Raw genomic sequence first — 20,296 nt, forward strand, 5'->3', positions numbered from 1 at the left:
TTGCGCCGGCGAGTGAGCAATCACCATTGTCCGAGTGCGTCCGCCTTGAACAACTTTCAACACACTAAATAGCAATTGATTTATAGGAGATATTATGAATCCAAAAGCTTTAAAATCACTTGAATACTACAAGATCATCGACCAACTGACAGAGAAGGCTTCTTCCCAGATGGGGAAAGACCTGTGCAGGCACCTCCTGCCCTCTGAAGATGTTTACGAAATCCGTCATATGCAGACCCAGACCAGAGACGCCCTCACACGCCTTTTCCAGAAAGGAAACATCTCCTTTGGAAGCGTAAAAGACGTGCGCGGCTCACTGAAACGTCTGGAAATCGGAAGTTCCCTTGGAATTTCCGAACTCCTTGCCATTGCCGGACTTCTGGAAAATACCAACCGTGTCAAAGCCTACTCCCGAAATGAGCGCGGAGATGCAAGAGAAGACTCTCTGGACGGCATGTTTGAGAGTTTGGAGCCATTGACTCCCCTCTCAGCCGAAATCCGCCGCTGCATCATTTCCCAGGACGAAATCAGTGACGACGCCAGTGCCGGTCTGATGCATGTACGCCGCAGCATGAAGGTTGCCAATGACCGCATCCACACCCAGCTGGCCTCTCTGGTAAACGGCAGCGCCCGTAATTACCTTCAGGACTCCGTTATCACCATGCGAAACGGCCGCTACTGTATCCCGGTAAAAGCCGAATACAAAGGTCAGGTTCCAGGTATGATCCACGACCAGTCTTCCACCGGCTCCACTTTATTCATTGAGCCTCTGGCGATTGTCAAACTAAACAACGACATCCGCGAGCTGGAGCTTCAAGAACAGAAAGAGATTGAGGCAGTTCTCGCTACCTTAAGTGAACAGACCGCCCAGAATGTGGACGCCATTCGCGCAGACCTTGACATTATGATCCAGCTGGATTTCATTTTTGCCAGAGCAGGACTTGCACTGGATATGAATGCCACAGAACCCATTTTCAATACAGAGAAACGCATTCACCTGAAACAGGCACGCCACCCGCTCATTCCCAGAAAAAAAGCCGTTCCCATTGACATCCGTCTTGGAGAAGACTTCGACCTCCTTGTTGTAACCGGACCAAATACTGGTGGTAAAACCGTTTCCCTTAAGACAGTTGGACTTCTGACCCTGATGGGACAGGCGGGACTTCACATTCCAGCCCTGGACCGCTCCGAGCTTTCTGTTTTCCGTGAGGTTTACGCAGATATCGGGGACGAGCAGAGCATCGAGCAGTCTCTCAGTACCTTTTCCTCACATATGACCAACGTAGTGTCTTTCCTGAAAAAAGCAGATCAGGACTCTCTGGTGCTTTTTGATGAGCTTGGCGCTGGTACCGACCCGACAGAAGGAGCGGCACTTGCCATCTCCATTTTGTCCTTCCTGCATGAACAGGGCATCCGCACTATGGCAACCACCCATTACAGTGAACTGAAAGTTTACGCCCTGTCCACTGACGGCGTTGAAAATGCCTGCTGTGAGTTTAATGTGGAAACCCTGCGTCCTACTTACCGCCTGCTCATCGGTGTTCCTGGAAAGAGTAATGCCTTTGCGATTTCTTCCAAACTTGGACTTCCGGACTTTATCATTGAGCGCGCCAAAGATCAGATCAGCCAGAAGGACGAGTCCTTCGAGGATGTACTTACCTCCCTGGAAAACAGCCGCGTGATCATCGAAAACGAGCGTCAGGAAGCAGAGCGTTACAAAACCCAGATTGCTTCCCTGAAACAGGAGTTAGAGTCCAAGCAGGAGAAGCTGGACGAACGTAAAGAGCGGATCTTGCGCGAAGCCAACGAAGAAGCCCGTAAGATTCTTGCAGATGCTAAGGAATACGCAGATCAGACCATGAAAATGTTCCACAAATTCCAGAAAGATCACGTGGACACTGCTGCCATTGAAAAAGAACGCCAGAATCTTAGAAACCGCATGAACAAAGCCGAAAAGGGCATGTCCATGAACACCACCGTAAAGAAACCGAAAAAAGAGCTGAAGCCTAAGGATCTTTCCCTTGGAGACACCGTTCAGGTACTGAGCATGAATCTGAAAGGAACTGTCAGCAGTCATCCCGATTCCAAAGGCTTTCTTTTTGTACAGATGGGTATCATCCGTTCCAAGGTTCATATTTCTGACCTGGAACTTGTTGACGAACCAGTTATCAACACTCCTGGACTTTCCAGAACAGGAGCAGGCAAAATCCGCATGTCCAAGTCTACCAGTGTTTCCACAGAGATCAATCTTCTTGGAAAAACTGTAGATGAGGCTGTGGCAGAACTGGATAAATATCTGGATGACGCTTATCTGGCACACTTAAAGAGCGTGCGTATCGTACATGGTAAAGGTACCGGTGCCCTTCGAAAAGGAGTACACAATTATCTCCGCCGCCAGAAGCATGTGGCTGATTTCCACCTGGCTGAATTTGGCGAAGGAGATGCTGGTGTTACCATTGTAGAATTTAAGAAATAACTATATTTTATAAGGAGAAACTATGGTTGCTAAACAGAAAATCCTCATTGTCGATGATGACAACAATATTGCAGAGCTGATTTCTCTGTATCTTACCAAAGAATGTTTCGAAACAAAAATTGTAAACGATGGCGAGCTGGCTTTAAAAGAATTTCAGACTTTTCGCCCGAACCTGATTCTTCTGGATCTGATGCTTCCAGGTATTGACGGCTATCAGGTCTGCCGTGAGATCCGCCACACCTCAGACGTGCCGATCATTATGCTTTCCGCAAAAGGAGAAACCTTTGACAAGGTACTTGGCCTGGAGCTTGGCGCCGACGACTACATTATCAAGCCTTTTGATTCAAAAGAACTGGTTGCCCGTGTCCGTGCAGTTCTACGCCGTTTCCAGCCCAAACAGGCTGCAGTTGTAAGCGATGAGAAATGTGCCACTTATCCGGATCTTATTGTCAACCTTACCAACTATTCCGTTACTTATATGGGAAAACAGGTAGACATGCCGCCTAAGGAGCTGGAGCTTCTCTATTTCCTTGCTTCCTCACCCAATCAGGTATTCACCAGAGAGCAGCTACTGGACCACATCTGGGGCTACGAATATATTGGCGATACCAGAACTGTAGACGTTCACATTAAACGTCTGCGCGAAAAAATCAAAGATCATCCGAACTGGTCTATTTCTACAGTCTGGGGAATCGGATACAAGTTTGAGGTAAAAAGCGAATGAGAAAAACGGTTCACAGCAAACTGATCTGCAGTTATATTTTCATTGGAATTGTAGGCTTCCTTTTCGCTACAGCAGGTGGCTCTCATTTCGTGGAAAACTATCTGGAAGAAGAAGTTGGCGCAAGGCTGTATGACAGTGCTGTACGATTTGCTTCTGATGCTGTCACTATACAGCAGGTTGCAGACAATGATAGCAAAGGACTGGAAAAGATTATGGATATTCTGGCTTCCGGAGAGGAAGCCGGGATACTGATCCTGGATAAAAATTTCCATGTGATCGTGCAGTCCTCAAATCTGGAATATAACGTCAGTTCTGCGAAATCCACTGCCGATTCTGAAGTTCAGACTTCAAAAACAGATAAAATCCCAGAGAATGGAACATCCTCTGAAAAATTCTCTGCTGCAAACACAATTTCCATCCCCTATTCTGATCTGGACTTCTGGCTTAATACCCAATATCAGATCAGTAATTTTTATGGCTATTTTTCCAGTCCCCATCTTAATGTGATGATACCGGTGGAAAATTCCGGTGTAACAGAAGGCTATGTTACCTACCATTATGACATGCAGCAGCTTTATCAGAAACGAAGCGGTCTTCTTGGAATTCTTCAGATGGTTTTTTTTGCCGTGTATGCCTTGTGCGGACTGCTCCTTCTCTGCTATCAGAAATGGATCCATACTCCCATGCAGCAGATCATCAAGGGGGCTTCCGAATATGCCAACGGAGATCTGAGTTATCGCATTCCAGTGAAATCCGAGGACGAAATGGGCTATCTTGCCAAAACCCTGAACTACATGGCAGACAGGATCAACCAGAACGGAGAATACCAGCGCACCTTTATTGCCAATGTTTCCCACGATTTCCGCTCTCCTCTGACTTCCATCAAAGGATATGTGGAGGCAATTCTGGATGGCACCATCCCCCCGGAATTGCAGGACAAATATTTAAATATCATTTCCCATGAAGCTGACCGTCTGGAAAAACTGACGCGGAGCCTTCTGGTGCTGAATGATCTGGATGAACGGAAACGGATGATGAATATCCGCAAATTTGATATTAATGATGTGATCAAAAATACTGCCAATACGTTTGAGGTAATCTGTTCCAAAAAGAATATTGACCTGGAACTGCTGCTTTCCGGAAGAGAGCTGTTCGTAGAGGCAGATATGGAACAGATCCAGCAGGTACTGTACAATTTATTGGACAATGCAATCAAATTCAGTAATGACAATTCCTCGATCAACATTGAAACATCCGTAAAAAATGATAAGGTTTTCGTTTCTGTGAAGGATCACGGAGTAGGAATCCCCAAGGACAGCCTGTCCAAGGTGTGGGACAGATTTTACAAGACAGATACCTCCCGCGGAAAAGACCGGAAAGGTACAGGACTTGGGCTTTCTATTGTGAAAGAGATCATCAAAGCTCATAATCAGAATATTAATGTGATCAGCACGGAAGGTGTTGGAACAGAATTCATTTTTACTTTAAAGAAAGCAAAATAAATTATTCAGCAATTCTTTTTATAAACGAAGACCTGGAGCGTGTTTGAAAAAAGCTCCAGGTCTTTTACTATTTCCAGTCATATTTGCGCAGATGCCCATCCAGTTTCAAATGGGCAAAGTCATGCTGACGAAAGGCTTCATAAAGAATAATGGCAACCGAATTACTCAGATTCAGGGATCTTGTTTCTCCCAGCATGGGAATCCTTACGCAAGTCTCCTGATTGTCACGGAGAATCTCTTCCGGGATTCCAGCGCTCTCCTTGCCAAACATGATAAAGCAGTCGTCCTCATACTTCACATCCACATAAGTCTGAGGTGCTTTCGTAGTCGCATAATAAATCTTCGCTCCAGGATTTCTCTCCAGAAAATCTTCATAATCCAGATAAGTAGTTACATCCAGATCTTTCCAGTAGTCCATTCCGGCACGTTTCAGTGCTTTCTCACTTAATGAAAATCCCAACGGCTCGATCAGATGGAGCCTGGTTCCTGTAGCCACACAGGTACGTCCTATATTTCCTGTATTTGCCGGAATCTCCGGCTCATGAAGTACAATGTTTAATGTTCCCATAGTTTTTATACTCTCCTGTAATTACAGCAGTTTTATTTCGATTTTAAGGCAGAATCTTATATATCTCGTCTTTAGCCGGCCGCTCCAGATACCTGCCATTCCCGTTGTAGTAAAGCATTCTGTCATTTCCAGCATTCGTCTGTCCAATCACGGCTGCCATCATGCCCATTCTGCGAAGCTCCTGCACCAATGCTTCTCCTGCCGGAATACCGATCAGAACAGCCCCTTCCGAATTCAGCTTATAAGGATTAATGTCAAAGATTTCACAAATTTCAATTGTCTCCTGGCGTATGGGTACCTTGGAAAAATCCATTTCCAGTCCCACCTGGGAAGCCTCCGCCATCTTCCACAGAGCACTCAGAAAACCACCCTCACCCATTGCATAAAAAGCGGTAGCGCCAGCCTCTTTTATATTTATCTCATCCGCAGTCCCGTAAAGGGTTCTCAGATTCTCTGCCTCCCGTAAAAAACCTTCTGAAAAATGCTCTCTTAAAATCTCATGTTTTTCCCTTGCAATCTGCGCTGTGCCGTAAAGAGCAATGGCTCCAGCCACCACCAGTTCGTTTCCAGGCGTAAGAAGCCCGCTGATTTCAGCCTGCAGTGCTTCCATAGCCGCTTTTCCAAGCCTCATTTTCTCTTTTCCCTACAGAAGAAGAGAGAGGACAGCAGGAACTACCATTGCCAGAACAAGAATAACAGCAATGATCGCAGTTACAAGTTTTCTTTTCTTTGGATCAAACATTCCCATAATTTTTAACCTCTCATAACCATCCGGCACTTTACAGACTACAAATATACGCCATGTCAATACGGCCAGCCGAACAGTTAAACCCTTTCTTTATTATATCTGAATTTCCTTCACTGCCGCATTATGAAGCAGTGGATCCCGGTTTTCATAGTCAAACAGCAATATTTTTCCATCCCGGAACACCTCAATATGCGCTGTCTTGGGCACCTTTTCCTGGCGCCTGTACTCCCAGACTGCTTTCTCATAGGGCTTCTGGTCATACTCAAAGGATGGATGGCTTTTCAGGTTTTCGCGAAGATACAGGTCGTAGATCATGCTGTCTGCCACCTTTTCCCAGGTCGCAGTTTCCATTCCTCTGCAATCTTCCGCAGCTTTTCCCGCAGGATTCTCCACCTCAGGATCCTGATTTCCAGATTTTCCTGCGGATTTTTCTTCCAGTTCTTCCTTCACAAACTCCAGCAGGATCTCATATCTGCGCATTCTGGAATGGGAAATCTCTGAATAACCTTTTTTCTCATAAAACTGTCCCAGCTTCTCATACAATGTGAAAGCATCCTCAAACAAAGGCTCCACACAGGCGATGGTATTCTGAAACTGTCCACTATTATAGTACAGTTCCACCATACTTTCCACCATTTTCAGCTTCAAAATGTCTTCATATGGCAGCCATCTGGTTCCCAGTACCTCATATGGCTCCAGTTCTTTATGCACAATGCCATATTCTTCTGTCATCTCTTTCATATGAGAGCCCTTCAGAACCTTCAGAAATCCAAGCTGAAGCTGCTGGGGACGAAGTGCATAAACATCATTGAAGGACCGGTGAAAGCTGTCATAATCCTCATAAGGAAGACCAGCGATCAGATCCAGATGCTGGTGAATATTCTTAAAACTGTGGATGCGTTTTACAATCCCTGCCAGCTTCGAAAAATCCATAGTCCTGTGGATAGCACGAATAGTGTCCGGATTTGTGGACTGTACACCGATTTCCAGCTGGATCAGCCCCGGACGCATGGTGCTCATCAGTTCCAGTTCATTTTCCCTCAACAAATCTGCTGAAATCTCAAAGTGGAAATTGGTAATTCCATTATCATGATCTTTTATGTACTGCCAGATGGTCATTGCATGATCGTGCTTGCAATTAAAGGTTCTGTCCACAAATTTCACCTGTGGCACTTTGTGATCCAGGAAAAACTGAAGTTCTTTCTTTACCAGTTCCAGGTCGCGAAAACGCAGTTTCTTGTCCACAGATGACAGACAATAGCTGCATGAAAAAGGACAGCCCCGACTGCTCTCATAATAGATAATACGGTTTTCAAAATCCTTCAGATCTTCATAAGCAAAGGGTACCCTGCTTAAATCCATGATCTGCCGCCATCCGTTATTCTGAATTGTACCGTCTGGTTTACAGTACACAAGTCCGGTGGTTTCCTCCAGAGAAGGACTTCCATTCACATAGTGCTTCACCAGTTCCAGGAAGGTCTCCTCTCCTTCTCCAACCATTACACCATCAAATGCCGGGTTCTTTTTCAGAAATTCCTCTGCATCATACGATACCTCCGGGCCTCCCGCCCAGAAAGGAACATCCGGCAGGATCTTTCTCAGATCCTGCATCAGTTCCCGCACAAAAGTAATGTTCCAGATATAGCAGGATATGCAGATCACATCCGGGTGACATCTGTAAATATCCTTCAGAATGTCATCCTTCTGCTGATTGATGGTGTATTCCCGAAGTACAACATTGCTGTCATATTCTTTTGCGCAGGCTTTCAGGTTAAAGACAGCCAGATTGGAATGTATATATTTTGCATTACATGCTGCAAGTAATATCTTCATCGTTCTTACTCGTCCAGAAGTTTCTTTAACTCTTCTTTATCTGTAAGACCAACCAGACGGTGTGCTTCTGCTCCGTTCTTGAAAATGATCAGGGTAGGGATGCTCATAACCCGGAACTGCTGTGCAAGCTCCATGTTCTGGTCTACATCAAGCTTTCCTACTGCATAGCCTTCCTCTCCCAGTTCCTCCACGATTGGCCCCTGACGCATGCATGGTCCGCACCAGGTTGCCCAGAAATCAAGAAGAAACGGTTTCTCAGATTTTAATACTTCCTCTTCAAAATTCTGTGTTGTGATTACTTTTGCCATAATTGATCCATCCTTTCTATCGGTCTATTCTTCTCTCTGATTTCACGCCGCAATTTTACTTTTTTTGTCTGTTTCTCACATACTGGTTTGCACTGAGTCCCGCCTGAGCGCCATCATAAACTGCCTTTGCCACCTGCAAAAGACCGCCGGTACAGTCACCTGCTGCAAAAAGCCCCGGAATGGTGCTCTCCATCTTTTCATTTACCTTGATGTTGCCTTTCTCAGTAAGTGCCGCGCCCATCTGTCGTGCCATCTCTGCACTTCCTGCAGTTCCAAGAGCTACAAAAACGCCGTCTGCCGGGACAAATGTCTCCGTGGAATCCCTTACCGGACTCTCCGGGTTATGGAGCTCTGAAGCTTCCATTTCAGCTTCCTTTCCTTCTGGCAAAAGCTGAAAGTTCTTCTCTCCGTCAGTATCTGATTTTGCATCCGTCTCAGACTGAGAGATCAGACGCAGTCCGGACACCTTCTCGTCTCCCTCTACAGACTGAATTTTCATTGTATTCACCGCAAAAGAAGATTTCCTGGAAAACTCCGGTTCTTTCCCATCTGTGTAAATGGTAACAGAACCAGCCATAGGTGCCAGTTCTTCTGCCTCATGAAGAGCAAAGTCGCTGTTTCCAAGCACTGCAACATCCTTTCCCCTGTAGAAAAATGCGTCGCACACAGCACAGTAGCTGACACCTCTTCCCTCAAGTTCCTTAATCCCCGGAATTGCAGGAGCCTTTCGTTTGCTTCCTGTGGCAAGGATCACGCTGATGGTGTCAAAAGCACCTGCTGTTGTCTTTACTGTAAAAGTATCAAACCCGCCAATCCCCAGCACCTGTGCCTCCAGGATCCGCACGCCTAATGCTTTTGCCTGTGCAAGTCCTGTCTCAAATAATTCTTTCCCGGAAACAGGATGTTCCATACCATAATAATTCTCTATTTTTTCTGCTTTTTCCAAAGCACCAATGCCGTTATTGATCACCAGTGGATCCATATTTGCCCGGGCAGCATACAAAGCTGCGGAAATTCCTGCCGGTCCGGCACCGATAATGATTATTTTTTCCATATACTTCAGAATCACCTGCCTTTCTCATGATTCCAATCTTTCCCATATATTGTTATTTTTCTTACAATTTCACGGTTCAGTATCTTCACAGTTATACCCTTCCCGGAATAGTACCTGTTAAATAGTTACCTGACAATATACTTTCCATAAAAGAAATTCAGACTTTTCATTTTTCGTCGGTTCTTTTTTCGTCTATAGCCTTCTCTGCATAAGCCAGTCCCCAGAATATCACAGCTGGCATACACGCCATCAACGGAAACGCATAACGCAGAAGACCGTTTACCGGAGAAGCTATACAGATTGCCACATTCAGCGCCGGGGCAGCCAATACCAGGATTCCTTTCCATCGCTTCCTGTAGATCAGATATCCAAGGAGCAGAATCACGATCCATGTGTAGGTTCCCGCATTGCAGATCTGCGCAAGACCTGGAATCTGACTCCACAGATCGGCATAACGTTTCAACTGATTCCTTGTCTCTGCGGAAAAGATCTGATGATAATCTGACTCTTCAATCAGCGGCTCATTTACTGTATAGAAGCGGTAGGAGCTCTGCGCGGTGCAATTATGAAATGGGTAATAATATCCATAGCTGTTATGAAGTGTGGCTTCTATATACACCCCCGGATGCCTCAGAAACATGCTGAACCAGGCATTAAAGTAGCGTTTCAGCTTCGCCATGGTAATATGTCCGCCGCGATAAGTTGCCTTTACCGGATCAGACAGTTCCGGATTATACAAATCCGCAATCTCATCATACTTCATCACCCCGTCAATTGCTTTAGCTTCTTCCTTTGTCACATCATCCGGATATTCCTTCAGATATCTGGCTGTCTGCTGCATTGGAATTGAGAAAAATACTCTGGATGGGAAATTACCAATGTATAGTCTCGGTGCCACTTCTTTCTGAAGCCCCATGTAGCCCACTGTCACAAGGATCACCATTCCAACTGCATACAGTCTGCGTTTTTTTCCAAGGAAAAAGAATAACAGGATAAATGCAGGAAGCACCATGTAAAGTCCATTATTTCTGGTAATGCACATGCCAAAGCCAACCAGAAACAGCACTGTCAGCTGCTGTCTTAAAGACTGACCACTTTTTTCCCGAAGGGTGGGAATGCAGCATTCCACATAGATTACCATGAAAAGGGAAAACAGAGCGCTGAAACTTCCATCCTTAATGATCGTCTGGGAATAAGCTCCAAATACAGGCACAAGACTGAAAAATGCAATACAGCAGATATTGAACCATCTTGGTGCTCCCCATGATTTCAGTTTATAACAAACAGTGGCATAACATACCGCATAAATCAGTGCCAGCACGCCAACCACCATGAAAATGCCCCAGTTATCACTGATCACATTTCCAATTGTCATCAAGGCTCCCATTATAAGGCTTAATTCCCATGGATGCTTGTTTGTAAATCTCTGATTTCCGGCAAACATATTCAGCTGCCGGAAGCCATCATAGGGAACACTTCCTGGCCAGAAGATCAGGATATAGGGAAGCCATCCTGCCAGAATCAGCAAAAATGCTACCAGAAGGTAGTGTTTTTCCATAAATTCCGGAAATTTCTTTATATTCCTGCTGTGCAGAAAAGGATGCTTCTCTCCATATGCATATAAAAGACTGATCACTACATCAAATAAGAAAAAGAATCCTGCCCATGTAAGCAATGCGATCAGAATCTGATTTCTCCCAGCTGTAAAGAAAGACCAATTTCCCTGCACGGAAAAGGACATTCCGATCAGCATAAAAACAGAAAACATGGCGGCGATCAGATGCGTGATCCATTTACAGCTTCTGCAAAAATTCTTCCAGTATTTCATGTACAATGCAATGATTGCAATGAGAACCACCAGTTTGTCGATTCCGATTCCTGTCATCTCTTTCTTGCATAAAGAAAGAAATGTTTCTCCCGGATTATCTGCCGAACCAGCATACAAGCCCGTCATGGAAAGAGCAAACACTGTTAAAATGGCAGCAATAACCGGCAAAGTATATTTTTTTAATTTTTTTTCCACCAATAAATCCTCCCGATTTTTATCACACTGCCATTCTAACATTACTATATATGAAAAGCAAGGCGTGGTTTTTACAAGGTAAATTTTGGGAATTTACAGATTTTTTGAAATTTTTGTTGCGCCAGAGCAGTTTCTGTGCTATTATATGCGCTGTAAGTTCAGAGAACTTATAAATGCCCAGATAGCTCAGTTGGTAGAGCAGAGGACTGAAAATCCTCGTGTCGCTGGTTCGATTCCGGCTCTGGGCATTTTTTTATTTTTCAGATACGCTCTGGAAAAAGCCGCCCCCGAAGGGGCGGCCTCATTTATTTTGTAAGCATTTTATCTAATGTTTCGTTCAGCATCTCTCTGGATGTCACCTGTATTGCCTGAATTCCTGCCTTTTTCGCTCCTTCCACATTATCCATGCGGTCATCGAAAAACAGACACTCTTCTGCTTTCAGGCTATATTTCTCCAGAAGAATTTCATAAATCTCCCTGTCTGGCTTCAGGGCGTGAACCTGATAGGAAACAACTCCCCCATCAAGTACATTCAGGAATTTCGCTCCCTTGGTGTGCACATGGAGCAGCTCTTCTGAGTAATTGGAAAGCAGGTAAATCTTATAACCCTTTTCCTTCAGCGCTGCAACCTTGTCCCAGACCTCCGGACGCTTTACAGCCATCTGCTCTCCGTTTCGAAGGAACCAGCCCATCACATCCACATCGTCCGGGTACTTCAGTTCATACTGATGAATGGCTTCCTCAAGGCTCAGCCTTCCTCCGTCAAGTCCCTGTACCCAGATCTCATTGTCAAACATTTCCTCGCCAATTCTCTTCGCCTCAGCTTCAGAAAGGCCGTAGTCCCTGGTCAGCATCTCAAACCAGCGATACTCCACCAGTACATCTCCAACATCAAAAATTAAATTCCGAATCATTCGTCTTCATAACCATTCGGGTTATTGCTCTGCCATCTCCAGGAATCCTCGCACATCTCACGGATGCCATTCTCAGCTGTCCAGCCAAGCTCTTTCGCTGCCTTGGAAGCATCACAGTAGCAGGTAGCAATATCGCCTGCACGACGTGGTTTGATCGCATATGGGATCTTAACGCCTGTTGCAGCTTCGAAGTTCTTCACAATATCAAGAACACTGTAGCCTTTTCCTGTGCCAAGGTTGTAGATTGCAAGTCCAGGATTCTCCTCGATCTTTTTAAGCGCTTTTACATGACCTTTGGCAAGATCTACTACATGGATATAATCTCTCACGCCGGTTCCATCCGGAGTGTCATAGTCATTACCGAATACGCCAAGCTCTTTCAGTTTGCCAACAGCAACCTGTGTGATGTATGGCATAAGGTTGTTCGGGATACCATTTGGGTTCTCGCCGATGGTTCCGCTCTTGTGGGCACCGATCGGATTAAAATAACGAAGCAGCATTACGTTCCACTCCGGATCTGCTTTCTGGATGTCTGTAAGAACCTGCTCCAGCATGGATTTGGTCCAGCCATATGGGTTGGTACACTGTCCTTTCGGGCATTCTTCTGTGATCGGGATCTGTGCCGGATCTCCATATACAGTTGCAGAGGAAGAGAAAATAATATTCTTAACACCATGTTTTCTCATTACATCTACAAGAGTCAGGGTTCCTGCAATATTATTCTCATAATATTCCCAAGGCTTTACAACGGACTCTCCAACAGCCTTCAGTCCGGCAAAATGAATACAGGAGTCAATGTCTTCTTTGTCAAAAATCTGGTCAAGGGCTTCCCTGTCCAGGATATCTGCTTTATAAAATTTAACCGGCTTGCCTGTGATCTTGGAAACTCTGTCAAGGGCCTTCTCGCTGGAATTAGACAGATTATCCAGAACTACTACGTCATAACCGGAATTCTGAAGTTCTACAACTGTATGGCTTCCAATGTATCCTGCACCGCCTGTTACTAAAATTGCCATGATATTTTCCTCCTCGTTTGCTGCAAAGTTCCCACCATTCATCACAATCAATAAACAAATAACCTTCTGCTGTTTTCTCTTTTCACAGCACTCCACGGAATGTTATCCGCAAACAGCAACTGTGATGGTTTATGTCCATTCTTTGCAATCCTTATTAGTAACCTGGAAGGCATTTTTTATGCCTGCCAAGTTTAGAATACCACTATTTATATTTTTCTACAATAGCTTTCATCTCAGATAATTTCTGTTCCATATCCCACACCAACTTGAACTGGGTTCTTGCACGATCCAGATTATGATTTTCGCGATGAATGCGGAAGTAATGATCTCCCTCCAGATGATCTGCCAGGAAACGCATTCCACACTCAAAGGTCATCAGGATTGCACCCATCGGAAGCATTTCCACCTCCAGATCTGTGAGGGCACCGCCGCAGCCTTCCAGAAATCCTTTTACATACACCTCAAACAGATGAAGGTCACAGGACACTTTGGAAATATCCTGCTCATCCTCTGCTGCCGTGCTTGCGCCGAAACGAATGGAATCACCAAAATCATTCAGAGAAAGTCCCGGCATTACCGTATCCAGATCGATCACACAGATTCCCTTATGTGTAACATTGTCGATCATGATATTATTCAGCTTTGTGTCATTGTGCGTTACACGAAGTGGCAGCTTACCTGCATCCAGTAAATCCACAAGTGTATGGGCCAGCTGCTCTCTTTCCAGGACAAACTGTATCTCCTTCTGAACATCAGCAGCCCGTCCGCATGCATCCTCTTCCACAGCTTTTTTAAAATCAGCAAATCGTTTCACAGTATTATGGAAATTCGGAATTGTCTCGTGAAGCGTATCTGCCGGATAATCTGCAAGAAGACGCTGGAAATTACCAAATGCAAGAGCACTCTGGTAAAAATCTTCATCATTTTCCACCTGTTCAAAACAGGTTGCATCCTCAATAAACAGATATGCTCTCCAGTACTCTCCTTCTTTATCCACCAAATAAGGAGCTCCTGCACGGTCATTTACGATATTCAGGGTTTCGCGCTCTGCATCCCCGCCATTTTCCAGAATTTTCTTCTTCAGCCAGGAGGTGACGCCACTGATATTCTCCATAAGACCAACAGGATCTTTGAAAATCTGCTTGTTCATTTTCTGGAGAATATAGCGCTTCTGTCCGGCTTCTGTGGAAAATACAGCACAGTAAGTCTCATTTATGTGGCCATTTCCAAATATGCCGACCTCTTCAAGTTCACCGCCAAAATCAAAGCTGTTGATTACTTCCATCAGTTCCTGATGGTTTGCATCTTTTGTTTTTCCCACTTATTTTTCCTCCCAAAGCTTCTGAGGATAAAGACCGTCATCTTTCAGCTTCTGAATTGCAGCAACTACTACCGGCTTATCTTCTTTATAAGTAACTCCGTACCATTTGTCCATGGATTTCAGAACTTTGACAGTTGCTTTCTTCTCGCCAAGAAGCTCATCTACAACAAATGGAAGGAAATATTCGCATTTCAGAGGATTCTTTTCCACATTTTCTTTCAGGAATAATGGGAATCTGTCCTTCAGTTCTTTCAGAATGCTTGCAGAAAATCCCCACATATTCATAGACACCGTAGCATCCATAGGAAGCTCTGTCCATGTAGCACCATCATCCTCGGTATAAGCAGCACCGCCATCTCTCTTCTCAATATGGGTGCGCTCATTAATATCCTTCAGATATCCCTCTTCGTCTGTCACACAAACACCACGAGCCACATGTCCATTATCTGTCAATGTGTTCTCAAGCTTGTAGCCTACCATCATGTACTGATAAATACCGTCTTTATCCTGATTCTCTGTAAGGAAATCATACGCCATCTTAAATGCATGACGTCCATAATAATCATCCGCATTAATAACGGCAAAAGGTCCATCAATCACATCGATACAGCTCATGATCGCATGTCCGGTTCCCCATGGCTTCACACGTCCTTCCGGAACTGTAAAGCCTTCCGGCAGATTATGCAGATCCTGGAATACAAATTCCACCTGGATGTGCTTACTCATACGATCTCCGATAGCCGCACGGAAATCAGCCTCATTCTCTTTCTTTATAATAAATACAATTTTCTCAAATCCTGCCTGAATGGCATCGTAGATAGAAAAATCAATGATAATGTCCCCGTCCTTATCAATAGGATCGATCTGCTTCAGACCACCATATCTGCTTCCCATACCTGCTGCCATTACTACCAATACCGGCTTTTTCATGTTATTGCTGCCTCCCATTTTTTATTTGTCAAAGCGGAGATTCCTGATCCGCTTTGTTGCTTATTCATAACGATACCAGGGACAAACAATTGCCCCTGGTTCGATGGTAACAGACAAATCTCTTCTTGTCAATTTTTATCAATTATTTCACAGGAAATACTCCGGTTTTAATATTCCCAGACCACTCCCAAGCACTTTTCCGGATTTCAGATATTTCTTTGCAGCCCTCTGAAGCGAAGTATTCTCAGAATATACATTCAGATTTCGCTGTACTTTCCCCCAAATACGCCATTCAGCCTCACGCTCGTCCCAATCTGTTTCTACGATCTGAAATTGATTCTGAAACATAATGATATTGCTTTTCTCCGGCAAAATGTCTTTAAGCCCCGGATAGAGCAGCCAGGAATGACACAGATACGGCATCTCTTTTCCCCAGAAAGCCATTCCCTGAATAATGGATTCCCTCACACTCTCCAGTGTGAGCTTTTCGCCCTGTGGAATATGAATACTGATGATCGGATCTCCTTTTTTTACCATTCTTTCTCCTGCTGTAAAATTCCAGCGGGAATCCATGATTTCAAATTGCATTCTTCCAAGCCTGAAGATGGTAAGCTTCATATGGCGGAAAAACCAGTCGTATTCATCAATTCCATACTCTCCATATTCCAGAAAACAGTTTTCACACCAAAAGGTCAGATCGTAAAAAGTGTCCCGGAAAATTTCCCGGCTGATTCCCCGCTTTTCATAAGCATCATAGGTTTCGGCGCCCATGCGGCATAAATAATACAGAAACACAAGCCGATAATCCTTTTCCAAAAGAATTTTTTCATAAAACAAAGCTCTGTCTTTCTCATACAAAAGCTTATTTTCCTGATATTCTTCCTCCCCAATGCGTCCGGATTCCTGAAGCTCATTAAGCAGATGCACAGCCTCCGGCAGCATGTTGATTTCAGCTAAAAATTCATTTATTTTCATTGGCAAATCCTCTGAGATTTACAACCTGTCCCGTTATTCTTGCTTCCTCTGCTGCCAGTGCCATCAGATGACTCTCCACGGAAACAGCAGCGTCTGTTTTACCCTTTCTTCCTTCTCCTACCATACGGACAAAATCATGCATCATACTCATATCACTTCCGTTATGTCCGTTTGCAGGTGTGTGAAGCTCTATTGTCTCCAGATTCCCACTGACAAAATCTCTGATCTCAATAGTACCTGCATCCATATCGCCTTTGATCTCACCTTTTGTTCCCATAAGACGGATCCGTCTAGCACACTGGTCTGTAAAGGCTGTCATAAGGAAGGACGCTGTTACCTGATTTTCAAACTTTATGTCAACGGACTGGTGATCTACTACTGTATTATCACAGTGGAATACACATCTTCCGTAAGGTCCTTTTTTCAAAGCCTCCAATACATGCTCCGGATCTGTCTGATCGGTCACTGCACGTACCAGATAGCCATCTAAATTCTCCAGATAATAGCGTGGTGCATAGAAAGCACATTCATCTCTATGTGGGCATCCATCCAGACAATAAGCAGGAGCTCCTTCCGGTGCATTTTCCTCTGTAAAATAAGACAGTTCGCCAAAGGAACTAAGGCTTTCGCATTTACTGTCTGCCAGCCACAGCATGATATCCATATCATGACAGCATTTCTGCAGGATCATAGGACTGGATTCCTCTGCATTTCTCCAGTTTCCTCTTACAAAGCTATGTGCCTGATGCCAGTAACCTACCTCTTCCATATGCTGGATAGTCATAAGTCTTCCTATTTTGCCTTCTTCCAGAAGTTCTTTTAATTTGGAAAAGAACGGAGAATACCGAAGTACGTGGCACACGGACAGAATACGGTCGTATTTCTTCGCCATCTCTCCCATTTCAATGATTTCTTTCTTGTCGGGAGACATGGGCTTTTCACAAAGTACATGATATCCCTTTTTCAGAGCCATGATCGTAGGCTCATAATGCATCCTGTCCATGGTGCAGATCATGGCACAATCTGCCAGCTTTTCTTTTCCAAGAAGCTCTTCATAGCTTTCGAAGCAAAGCTCTTCCGGAATATTGTGTCTTTTTGCAAAGCTCTCTCTGCGCTCTTTATCCGGCTCTGCAACTGCCACCACCTGAAATTCATCCGGATGGTCCAGTGCATACTGAGAATAAACATGACCTCCTCTAAGGCCTGCTCCAATTACAATACTCGTTACCTTTTTCATACTCTTTTACTCCTGTCGCAAACGTATTTTTAAAACCGTATCTTTTTCATCTGGCAATGGATAGGTAAATACCGGATCATCTCCGAAGGAAACAAAGGCCACATCCGGATACAGCACCGTATTCCATGCTTCCCCTCTGTTCACCTCACTGCCGTCAGCAAGATATGTAACAGATTCCAGCTTATCCGGGCCGATTCCATACAGCGGAAGTGCTCCAAGCGGTGTCTCATAAACATGAGCATAAATGATGTCACCTTTCTGGGTATATCTTCCCCAATCCGGCTTTTCCAATTTGGAAATTCCGCATCCGTAAATGCTCTCCCCATTTTTTTTCATCCATTTTCCAACTTCTGTGAGAATCTGAACACTCTCCTCCGGAATATTTCCACGGGCATCTGGTCCCACGTTCAGGATCATATTTCCACCCTTGCTGGCACATTCCACCAGCTTTCTTACAAGCATCTGAGGGGTCTTATACTGATGGTCGAAATTGCAATATCCCCAATGATTATTCATAGTGGCACAAAGTTCCCATGGAATGGGTTCTCCCTTGTCATCACATACTCCTTTTGGAGGAATGATCTGCTCCGGACTTGCAAAATCACCGCTGTAAATCAGTGGTTCCTCTGTTGTAATGCTGCCATGGTTATCCCCCGCACCTTCCAGACGGTTGTCAATGATCACATCCGGCTGATACTTTCGAACCATTTTGATCAGCTCTGTGGCTTTCCATTTTTCTCCGGTCATATCGTCATAGGAAAAATCGAACCATAGAAGATCCAGCTTGCCATACCCTGTTACAAGTTCCTTTATCTGGCCATGCATATACGCAAGATATCTGTCAAAATCAATTTTTTCATCTTTATATGCCGGATTGTTTCGCATAGGATGCTGCCTGTCTCCATATTTAGGAAAATCCGGATGATGCCAGTCGATAATGGAAAAATAAAGACCAACCTTTAATCCTTCCTCTCGGCATGCATCTACAAATTCTCTTACCAGGTCTCTGCCTGCTTTTGTGTTTGTTGACTTGTAGTCTGTCAGTTTAGAGTCAAACAGACAAAATCCGTCATGGTGCTTTGCTGTAAGTACCACGTACTTCATGCCTGCTTTTTTTGCCAGACGAACCCATTTCTTCGGATCATAATCCACAGGATCAAACTGATCAAAATACTTACTGTATTCCTCAATTGTCATTTCTTTCTGTGACATCATCCATTCACCGCATGCCGGAATGGAGTATAATCCCCAATGAATAAACATACCGAATCTGTCTTCCATAAACCATTTGGTGCGCTGTCTTATTTCCTCATTCATGTTTCTATTCTCCTGTCTTCTTCATTATATCAGAAAATTTTGTATATTCAGCATTTTTATCAAAAAACTTTCATTTCACCTGTCAACCTTTCACGGCTCCGCCAGACAGTGCCTCAATAAAGAATCTGCTGAAAATACAGTACAGAAGCACAGGCGGAAGAATGATAATCACCATAGCGGAAAAAAGTCCGTTATAATTGGTGTTAAAGGCTGTTGTGAAAGTAGACAAAAGCGCCGGTACTGTCAGCTTTTCCCTTGTGATCAGCACAAGAGAGGCCCAGTAATACTCATTCCAATTATTCAAAAACGCAAGCACAGCTGCTGTCATAATTCCCGGACGTGCAATTGGAAAAATTACTTTCATCCAGGTCTGTACATACCCACATCCATCAATTCTCGCCGCCTCTTCCAGCTCTCTTGGGATATTGTCGTAATAGTTTTTGATCACAAAAAAACTCACTGCAATTCCACTGCAGGAATAAATCAGGATCAGCGCAGATCTTGTATCATATAAATGCAGGCGGTTTACCAGATTATATACCGGATAAGTAAGGGCTGTGGCTGGGATAAACATGGTGGAATACAAAAGTACATTTACCAGTGCTTTTCCTTTGAATTCCATTCGCGCTACCACATATGCAGACATGGAAATCATCACCACACTGATCACCACGGAAACACCTGCGACAAAAAGACTGTTTCCAAAATATCTCATCACATGTAAATCTTTAAATGTGGAAATATAACCATCCAGACAAATGGATTCCGGAAGCTGAAAGCCAGGTCTCGCCATAGGATCTTTTTTCAGGCTGGATAAAACCAGCCAGCCAATGGGAAGCAACGACACGATCAGCGCCCACGCAAGACAAATGTAAGTCACGATCCTGGTTCCCGCCGGCATACTATTTACACCTTTCAGGGTATTTGTTTTTTTCATATTCATCCTCTTTTCCTTCTTATTCTTTCTCTTTCCTGAAAGAAATGCTGTATACAAAATTAATCACCAGAATGATCACCATCCCAGCCAGGATCTGGATCATTGCCACTGCATTGGCTCGTCCAAACTGGGTTCTCGGACTGGTAATGGCAAGCTCGCGGATAATGTAACTGATACTGTAGGTTCCTGCAGCTCCTTTTGTCAGGAAATAAACCTCGTTATAAAGAAGGAAGCCGGAGGTTGCAGCAAGAACGGATACTGTTTTTAAAGTTCCTTTGATCATAGGGATTGTAATATACCAGTCCTGTCTCAGACCGCTTGCCCCATCCAGCATAGCTCAACATCATAAACTTAAGAAAAAAATGGAAAGGAATCTGTTCGCAGGTTCCTTTCATTGTGTTAAAATATAGGCA

Annotated in this window: 19 protein-coding genes and 1 tRNA gene; 4 read left to right on the forward strand and 16 right to left on the reverse strand. The window is 44.3% G+C overall.

The window, feature by feature from the left end; translation table 11 throughout:
• Positions 1-94: 94 nt before the first annotated feature.
• Genes AB5Z12_RS18965 through AB5Z12_RS18975 form a run of 3 tightly spaced genes read left to right on the forward strand, consistent with a single transcriptional unit; the run spans position 95 to position 4,702 of the window.
• A complete protein-coding gene (locus AB5Z12_RS18965) occupies positions 95-2,476 on the forward strand; it encodes an endonuclease MutS2 (RefSeq protein ID WP_173716889.1) in 2,382 nt (793 codons plus the stop codon).
• A 22-nt stretch (positions 2,477-2,498) separates the two neighbouring features.
• Positions 2,499-3,200, forward strand: coding sequence for a response regulator transcription factor (locus tag AB5Z12_RS18970; RefSeq protein ID WP_118582333.1), 702 nt, complete (start codon positions 2,499-2,501; stop codon positions 3,198-3,200).
• Entirely contained in the window at positions 3,197-4,702 is a 1,506-nt protein-coding gene (locus AB5Z12_RS18975; protein ID WP_368357492.1) for an ATP-binding protein, read from the forward strand. Before AB5Z12_RS18970 ends, AB5Z12_RS18975 begins: the two co-directional genes overlap by 4 nt.
• A 67-nt stretch (positions 4,703-4,769) precedes the next feature.
• On the opposite strand, the gene AB5Z12_RS18980 is transcribed toward AB5Z12_RS18975, so the two are convergent.
• From AB5Z12_RS18980 to AB5Z12_RS19010, 7 genes are all read right to left on the reverse strand, one after another.
• Complete coding sequence (locus AB5Z12_RS18980) at positions 4,770-5,270, reverse strand: tRNA (cytidine(34)-2'-O)-methyltransferase (RefSeq protein WP_368357491.1); 501 nt, start codon at positions 5,268-5,270, stop codon at positions 4,770-4,772.
• A 43-nt stretch (positions 5,271-5,313) separates the two neighbouring features.
• Complete coding sequence (locus AB5Z12_RS18985) at positions 5,314-5,901, reverse strand: AIR synthase-related protein (protein ID WP_173716892.1); 588 nt, start codon at positions 5,899-5,901, stop codon at positions 5,314-5,316.
• 12 nt (positions 5,902-5,913) lie between these two features.
• The gene (locus tag AB5Z12_RS18990; protein WP_195589220.1) at positions 5,914-6,078 is read right to left on the reverse strand and encodes a hypothetical protein; all 165 of its coding nucleotides are present in this window, start codon (positions 6,076-6,078) and stop codon (positions 5,914-5,916) included.
• Positions 6,079-6,111: 33 nt separating this feature from the next.
• A complete protein-coding gene (locus AB5Z12_RS18995) occupies positions 6,112-7,851 on the reverse strand; it encodes a B12-binding domain-containing radical SAM protein (protein ID WP_368357490.1) in 1,740 nt (579 codons plus the stop codon).
• 5 nt (positions 7,852-7,856) lie between these two features.
• Positions 7,857-8,159: a thioredoxin gene (gene trxA, locus AB5Z12_RS19000; RefSeq protein ID WP_118582321.1), complete on the reverse strand. Its 303-nt coding sequence runs from the start codon at positions 8,157-8,159 to the stop codon at positions 7,857-7,859.
• A 55-nt stretch (positions 8,160-8,214) separates the two neighbouring features.
• Positions 8,215-9,213, reverse strand: a complete 999-nt coding sequence (locus AB5Z12_RS19005) for an NAD(P)/FAD-dependent oxidoreductase (RefSeq protein WP_368357489.1) — start codon at positions 9,211-9,213, stop codon at positions 8,215-8,217.
• Between the two features lie 166 nt (positions 9,214-9,379).
• Positions 9,380-11,236, reverse strand: a complete 1,857-nt coding sequence (locus AB5Z12_RS19010; protein WP_368357488.1) for a DUF6020 family protein — start codon at positions 11,234-11,236, stop codon at positions 9,380-9,382.
• Positions 11,237-11,411: 175 nt separating this feature from the next.
• Here AB5Z12_RS19010 and AB5Z12_RS19015 point away from each other — a divergent pair.
• Positions 11,412-11,484: transfer RNA gene (locus AB5Z12_RS19015), tRNA-Phe, on the forward strand.
• Between the two features lie 57 nt (positions 11,485-11,541).
• On the opposite strand, the gene AB5Z12_RS19020 is transcribed toward AB5Z12_RS19015, so the two are convergent.
• From AB5Z12_RS19020 to AB5Z12_RS19060, 9 genes are all read right to left on the reverse strand, one after another.
• Positions 11,542-12,150 carry an HAD family phosphatase gene (locus AB5Z12_RS19020; RefSeq protein WP_173716895.1) on the reverse strand — a complete coding sequence of 203 codons (609 nt, stop codon included), beginning with the start codon at positions 12,148-12,150 and terminating at the stop codon, positions 11,542-11,544.
• On the reverse strand, positions 12,147-13,166 hold the full coding sequence (gene galE, locus AB5Z12_RS19025; RefSeq protein ID WP_368357487.1) for a UDP-glucose 4-epimerase GalE: 1,020 nt from the start codon (positions 13,164-13,166) through the stop codon (positions 12,147-12,149). Before galE ends, AB5Z12_RS19020 begins: the two co-directional genes overlap by 4 nt.
• Before the next feature lie 202 nt (positions 13,167-13,368).
• Positions 13,369-14,451, reverse strand: coding sequence for a phosphotransferase enzyme family protein (locus AB5Z12_RS19030; RefSeq protein WP_368357493.1), 1,083 nt, complete (start codon positions 14,449-14,451; stop codon positions 13,369-13,371).
• A 36-nt stretch (positions 14,452-14,487) separates the two neighbouring features.
• Positions 14,488-15,417, reverse strand: a complete 930-nt coding sequence (locus tag AB5Z12_RS19035; RefSeq protein ID WP_173735096.1) for a sugar phosphate nucleotidyltransferase — start codon at positions 15,415-15,417, stop codon at positions 14,488-14,490.
• 147 nt (positions 15,418-15,564) lie between these two features.
• The gene (locus AB5Z12_RS19040) at positions 15,565-16,392 is read right to left on the reverse strand and encodes an acyltransferase domain-containing protein (RefSeq protein ID WP_118582306.1); all 828 of its coding nucleotides are present in this window, start codon (positions 16,390-16,392) and stop codon (positions 15,565-15,567) included.
• Positions 16,379-17,629 carry a Gfo/Idh/MocA family protein gene (locus tag AB5Z12_RS19045; RefSeq protein WP_195391679.1) on the reverse strand — a complete coding sequence of 417 codons (1,251 nt, stop codon included), beginning with the start codon at positions 17,627-17,629 and terminating at the stop codon, positions 16,379-16,381. Before AB5Z12_RS19045 ends, AB5Z12_RS19040 begins: the two co-directional genes overlap by 14 nt.
• 6 nt (positions 17,630-17,635) lie before the next feature.
• Complete coding sequence (locus tag AB5Z12_RS19050; protein WP_118582300.1) at positions 17,636-18,946, reverse strand: alpha-L-fucosidase; 1,311 nt, start codon at positions 18,944-18,946, stop codon at positions 17,636-17,638.
• An 82-nt stretch (positions 18,947-19,028) separates the two neighbouring features.
• A complete protein-coding gene (locus tag AB5Z12_RS19055) occupies positions 19,029-19,883 on the reverse strand; it encodes a carbohydrate ABC transporter permease (protein WP_148461675.1) in 855 nt (284 codons plus the stop codon).
• 19 nt (positions 19,884-19,902) lie between these two features.
• Positions 19,903-20,217, reverse strand: coding sequence for a hypothetical protein (locus tag AB5Z12_RS19060; protein WP_347087227.1), 315 nt, complete (start codon positions 20,215-20,217; stop codon positions 19,903-19,905).
• Positions 20,218-20,296 lie beyond the last annotated feature (79 nt).

Origin of the sequence: Ruminococcus sp. RTP21358st1_G6_RTP21358_211008, assembly GCF_040908885.1 — a bacterium.
Lineage (GTDB): Bacteria > Bacillota > Clostridia > Lachnospirales > Lachnospiraceae > Blautia_A > Blautia_A faecis.

Coding starts and splice junctions, on each gene's coding strand:
- AB5Z12_RS19030 (WP_368357493.1), bottom strand. CDS start 14,451: ATGGAAGTAATCAACAGCTTTGATTTTGGCGGTGAACTTGAAGAGGTC.
- AB5Z12_RS19020 (WP_173716895.1), bottom strand. CDS start 12,150: ATGATTCGGAATTTAATTTTTGATGTTGGAGATGTACTGGTGGAGTAT.
- AB5Z12_RS19055 (WP_148461675.1), bottom strand. CDS start 19,883: ATGAAAAAAACAAATACCCTGAAAGGTGTAAATAGTATGCCGGCGGGA.
- AB5Z12_RS18965 (WP_173716889.1), top strand. CDS start 95: ATGAATCCAAAAGCTTTAAAATCACTTGAATACTACAAGATCATCGAC.
- trxA (WP_118582321.1), bottom strand. CDS start 8,159: ATGGCAAAAGTAATCACAACACAGAATTTTGAAGAGGAAGTATTAAAA.
- AB5Z12_RS19045 (WP_195391679.1), bottom strand. CDS start 17,629: ATGAAAAAGGTAACGAGTATTGTAATTGGAGCAGGCCTTAGAGGAGGT.
- AB5Z12_RS18985 (WP_173716892.1), bottom strand. CDS start 5,901: ATGAGGCTTGGAAAAGCGGCTATGGAAGCACTGCAGGCTGAAATCAGC.
- AB5Z12_RS19035 (WP_173735096.1), bottom strand. CDS start 15,417: ATGAAAAAGCCGGTATTGGTAGTAATGGCAGCAGGTATGGGAAGCAGA.
- AB5Z12_RS19060 (WP_347087227.1), bottom strand. CDS start 20,217: ATGCTGGATGGGGCAAGCGGTCTGAGACAGGACTGGTATATTACAATC.
- AB5Z12_RS19050 (WP_118582300.1), bottom strand. CDS start 18,946: ATGAATGAGGAAATAAGACAGCGCACCAAATGGTTTATGGAAGACAGA.
- AB5Z12_RS19005 (WP_368357489.1), bottom strand. CDS start 9,213: ATGGAAAAAATAATCATTATCGGTGCCGGACCGGCAGGAATTTCCGCA.
- AB5Z12_RS18995 (WP_368357490.1), bottom strand. CDS start 7,851: ATGAAGATATTACTTGCAGCATGTAATGCAAAATATATACATTCCAAT.
- galE (WP_368357487.1), bottom strand. CDS start 13,166: ATGGCAATTTTAGTAACAGGCGGTGCAGGATACATTGGAAGCCATACA.
- AB5Z12_RS18970 (WP_118582333.1), top strand. CDS start 2,499: ATGGTTGCTAAACAGAAAATCCTCATTGTCGATGATGACAACAATATT.
- AB5Z12_RS18975 (WP_368357492.1), top strand. CDS start 3,197: ATGAGAAAAACGGTTCACAGCAAACTGATCTGCAGTTATATTTTCATT.
- AB5Z12_RS19040 (WP_118582306.1), bottom strand. CDS start 16,392: ATGAAAATAAATGAATTTTTAGCTGAAATCAACATGCTGCCGGAGGCT.
- AB5Z12_RS18980 (WP_368357491.1), bottom strand. CDS start 5,270: ATGGGAACATTAAACATTGTACTTCATGAGCCGGAGATTCCGGCAAAT.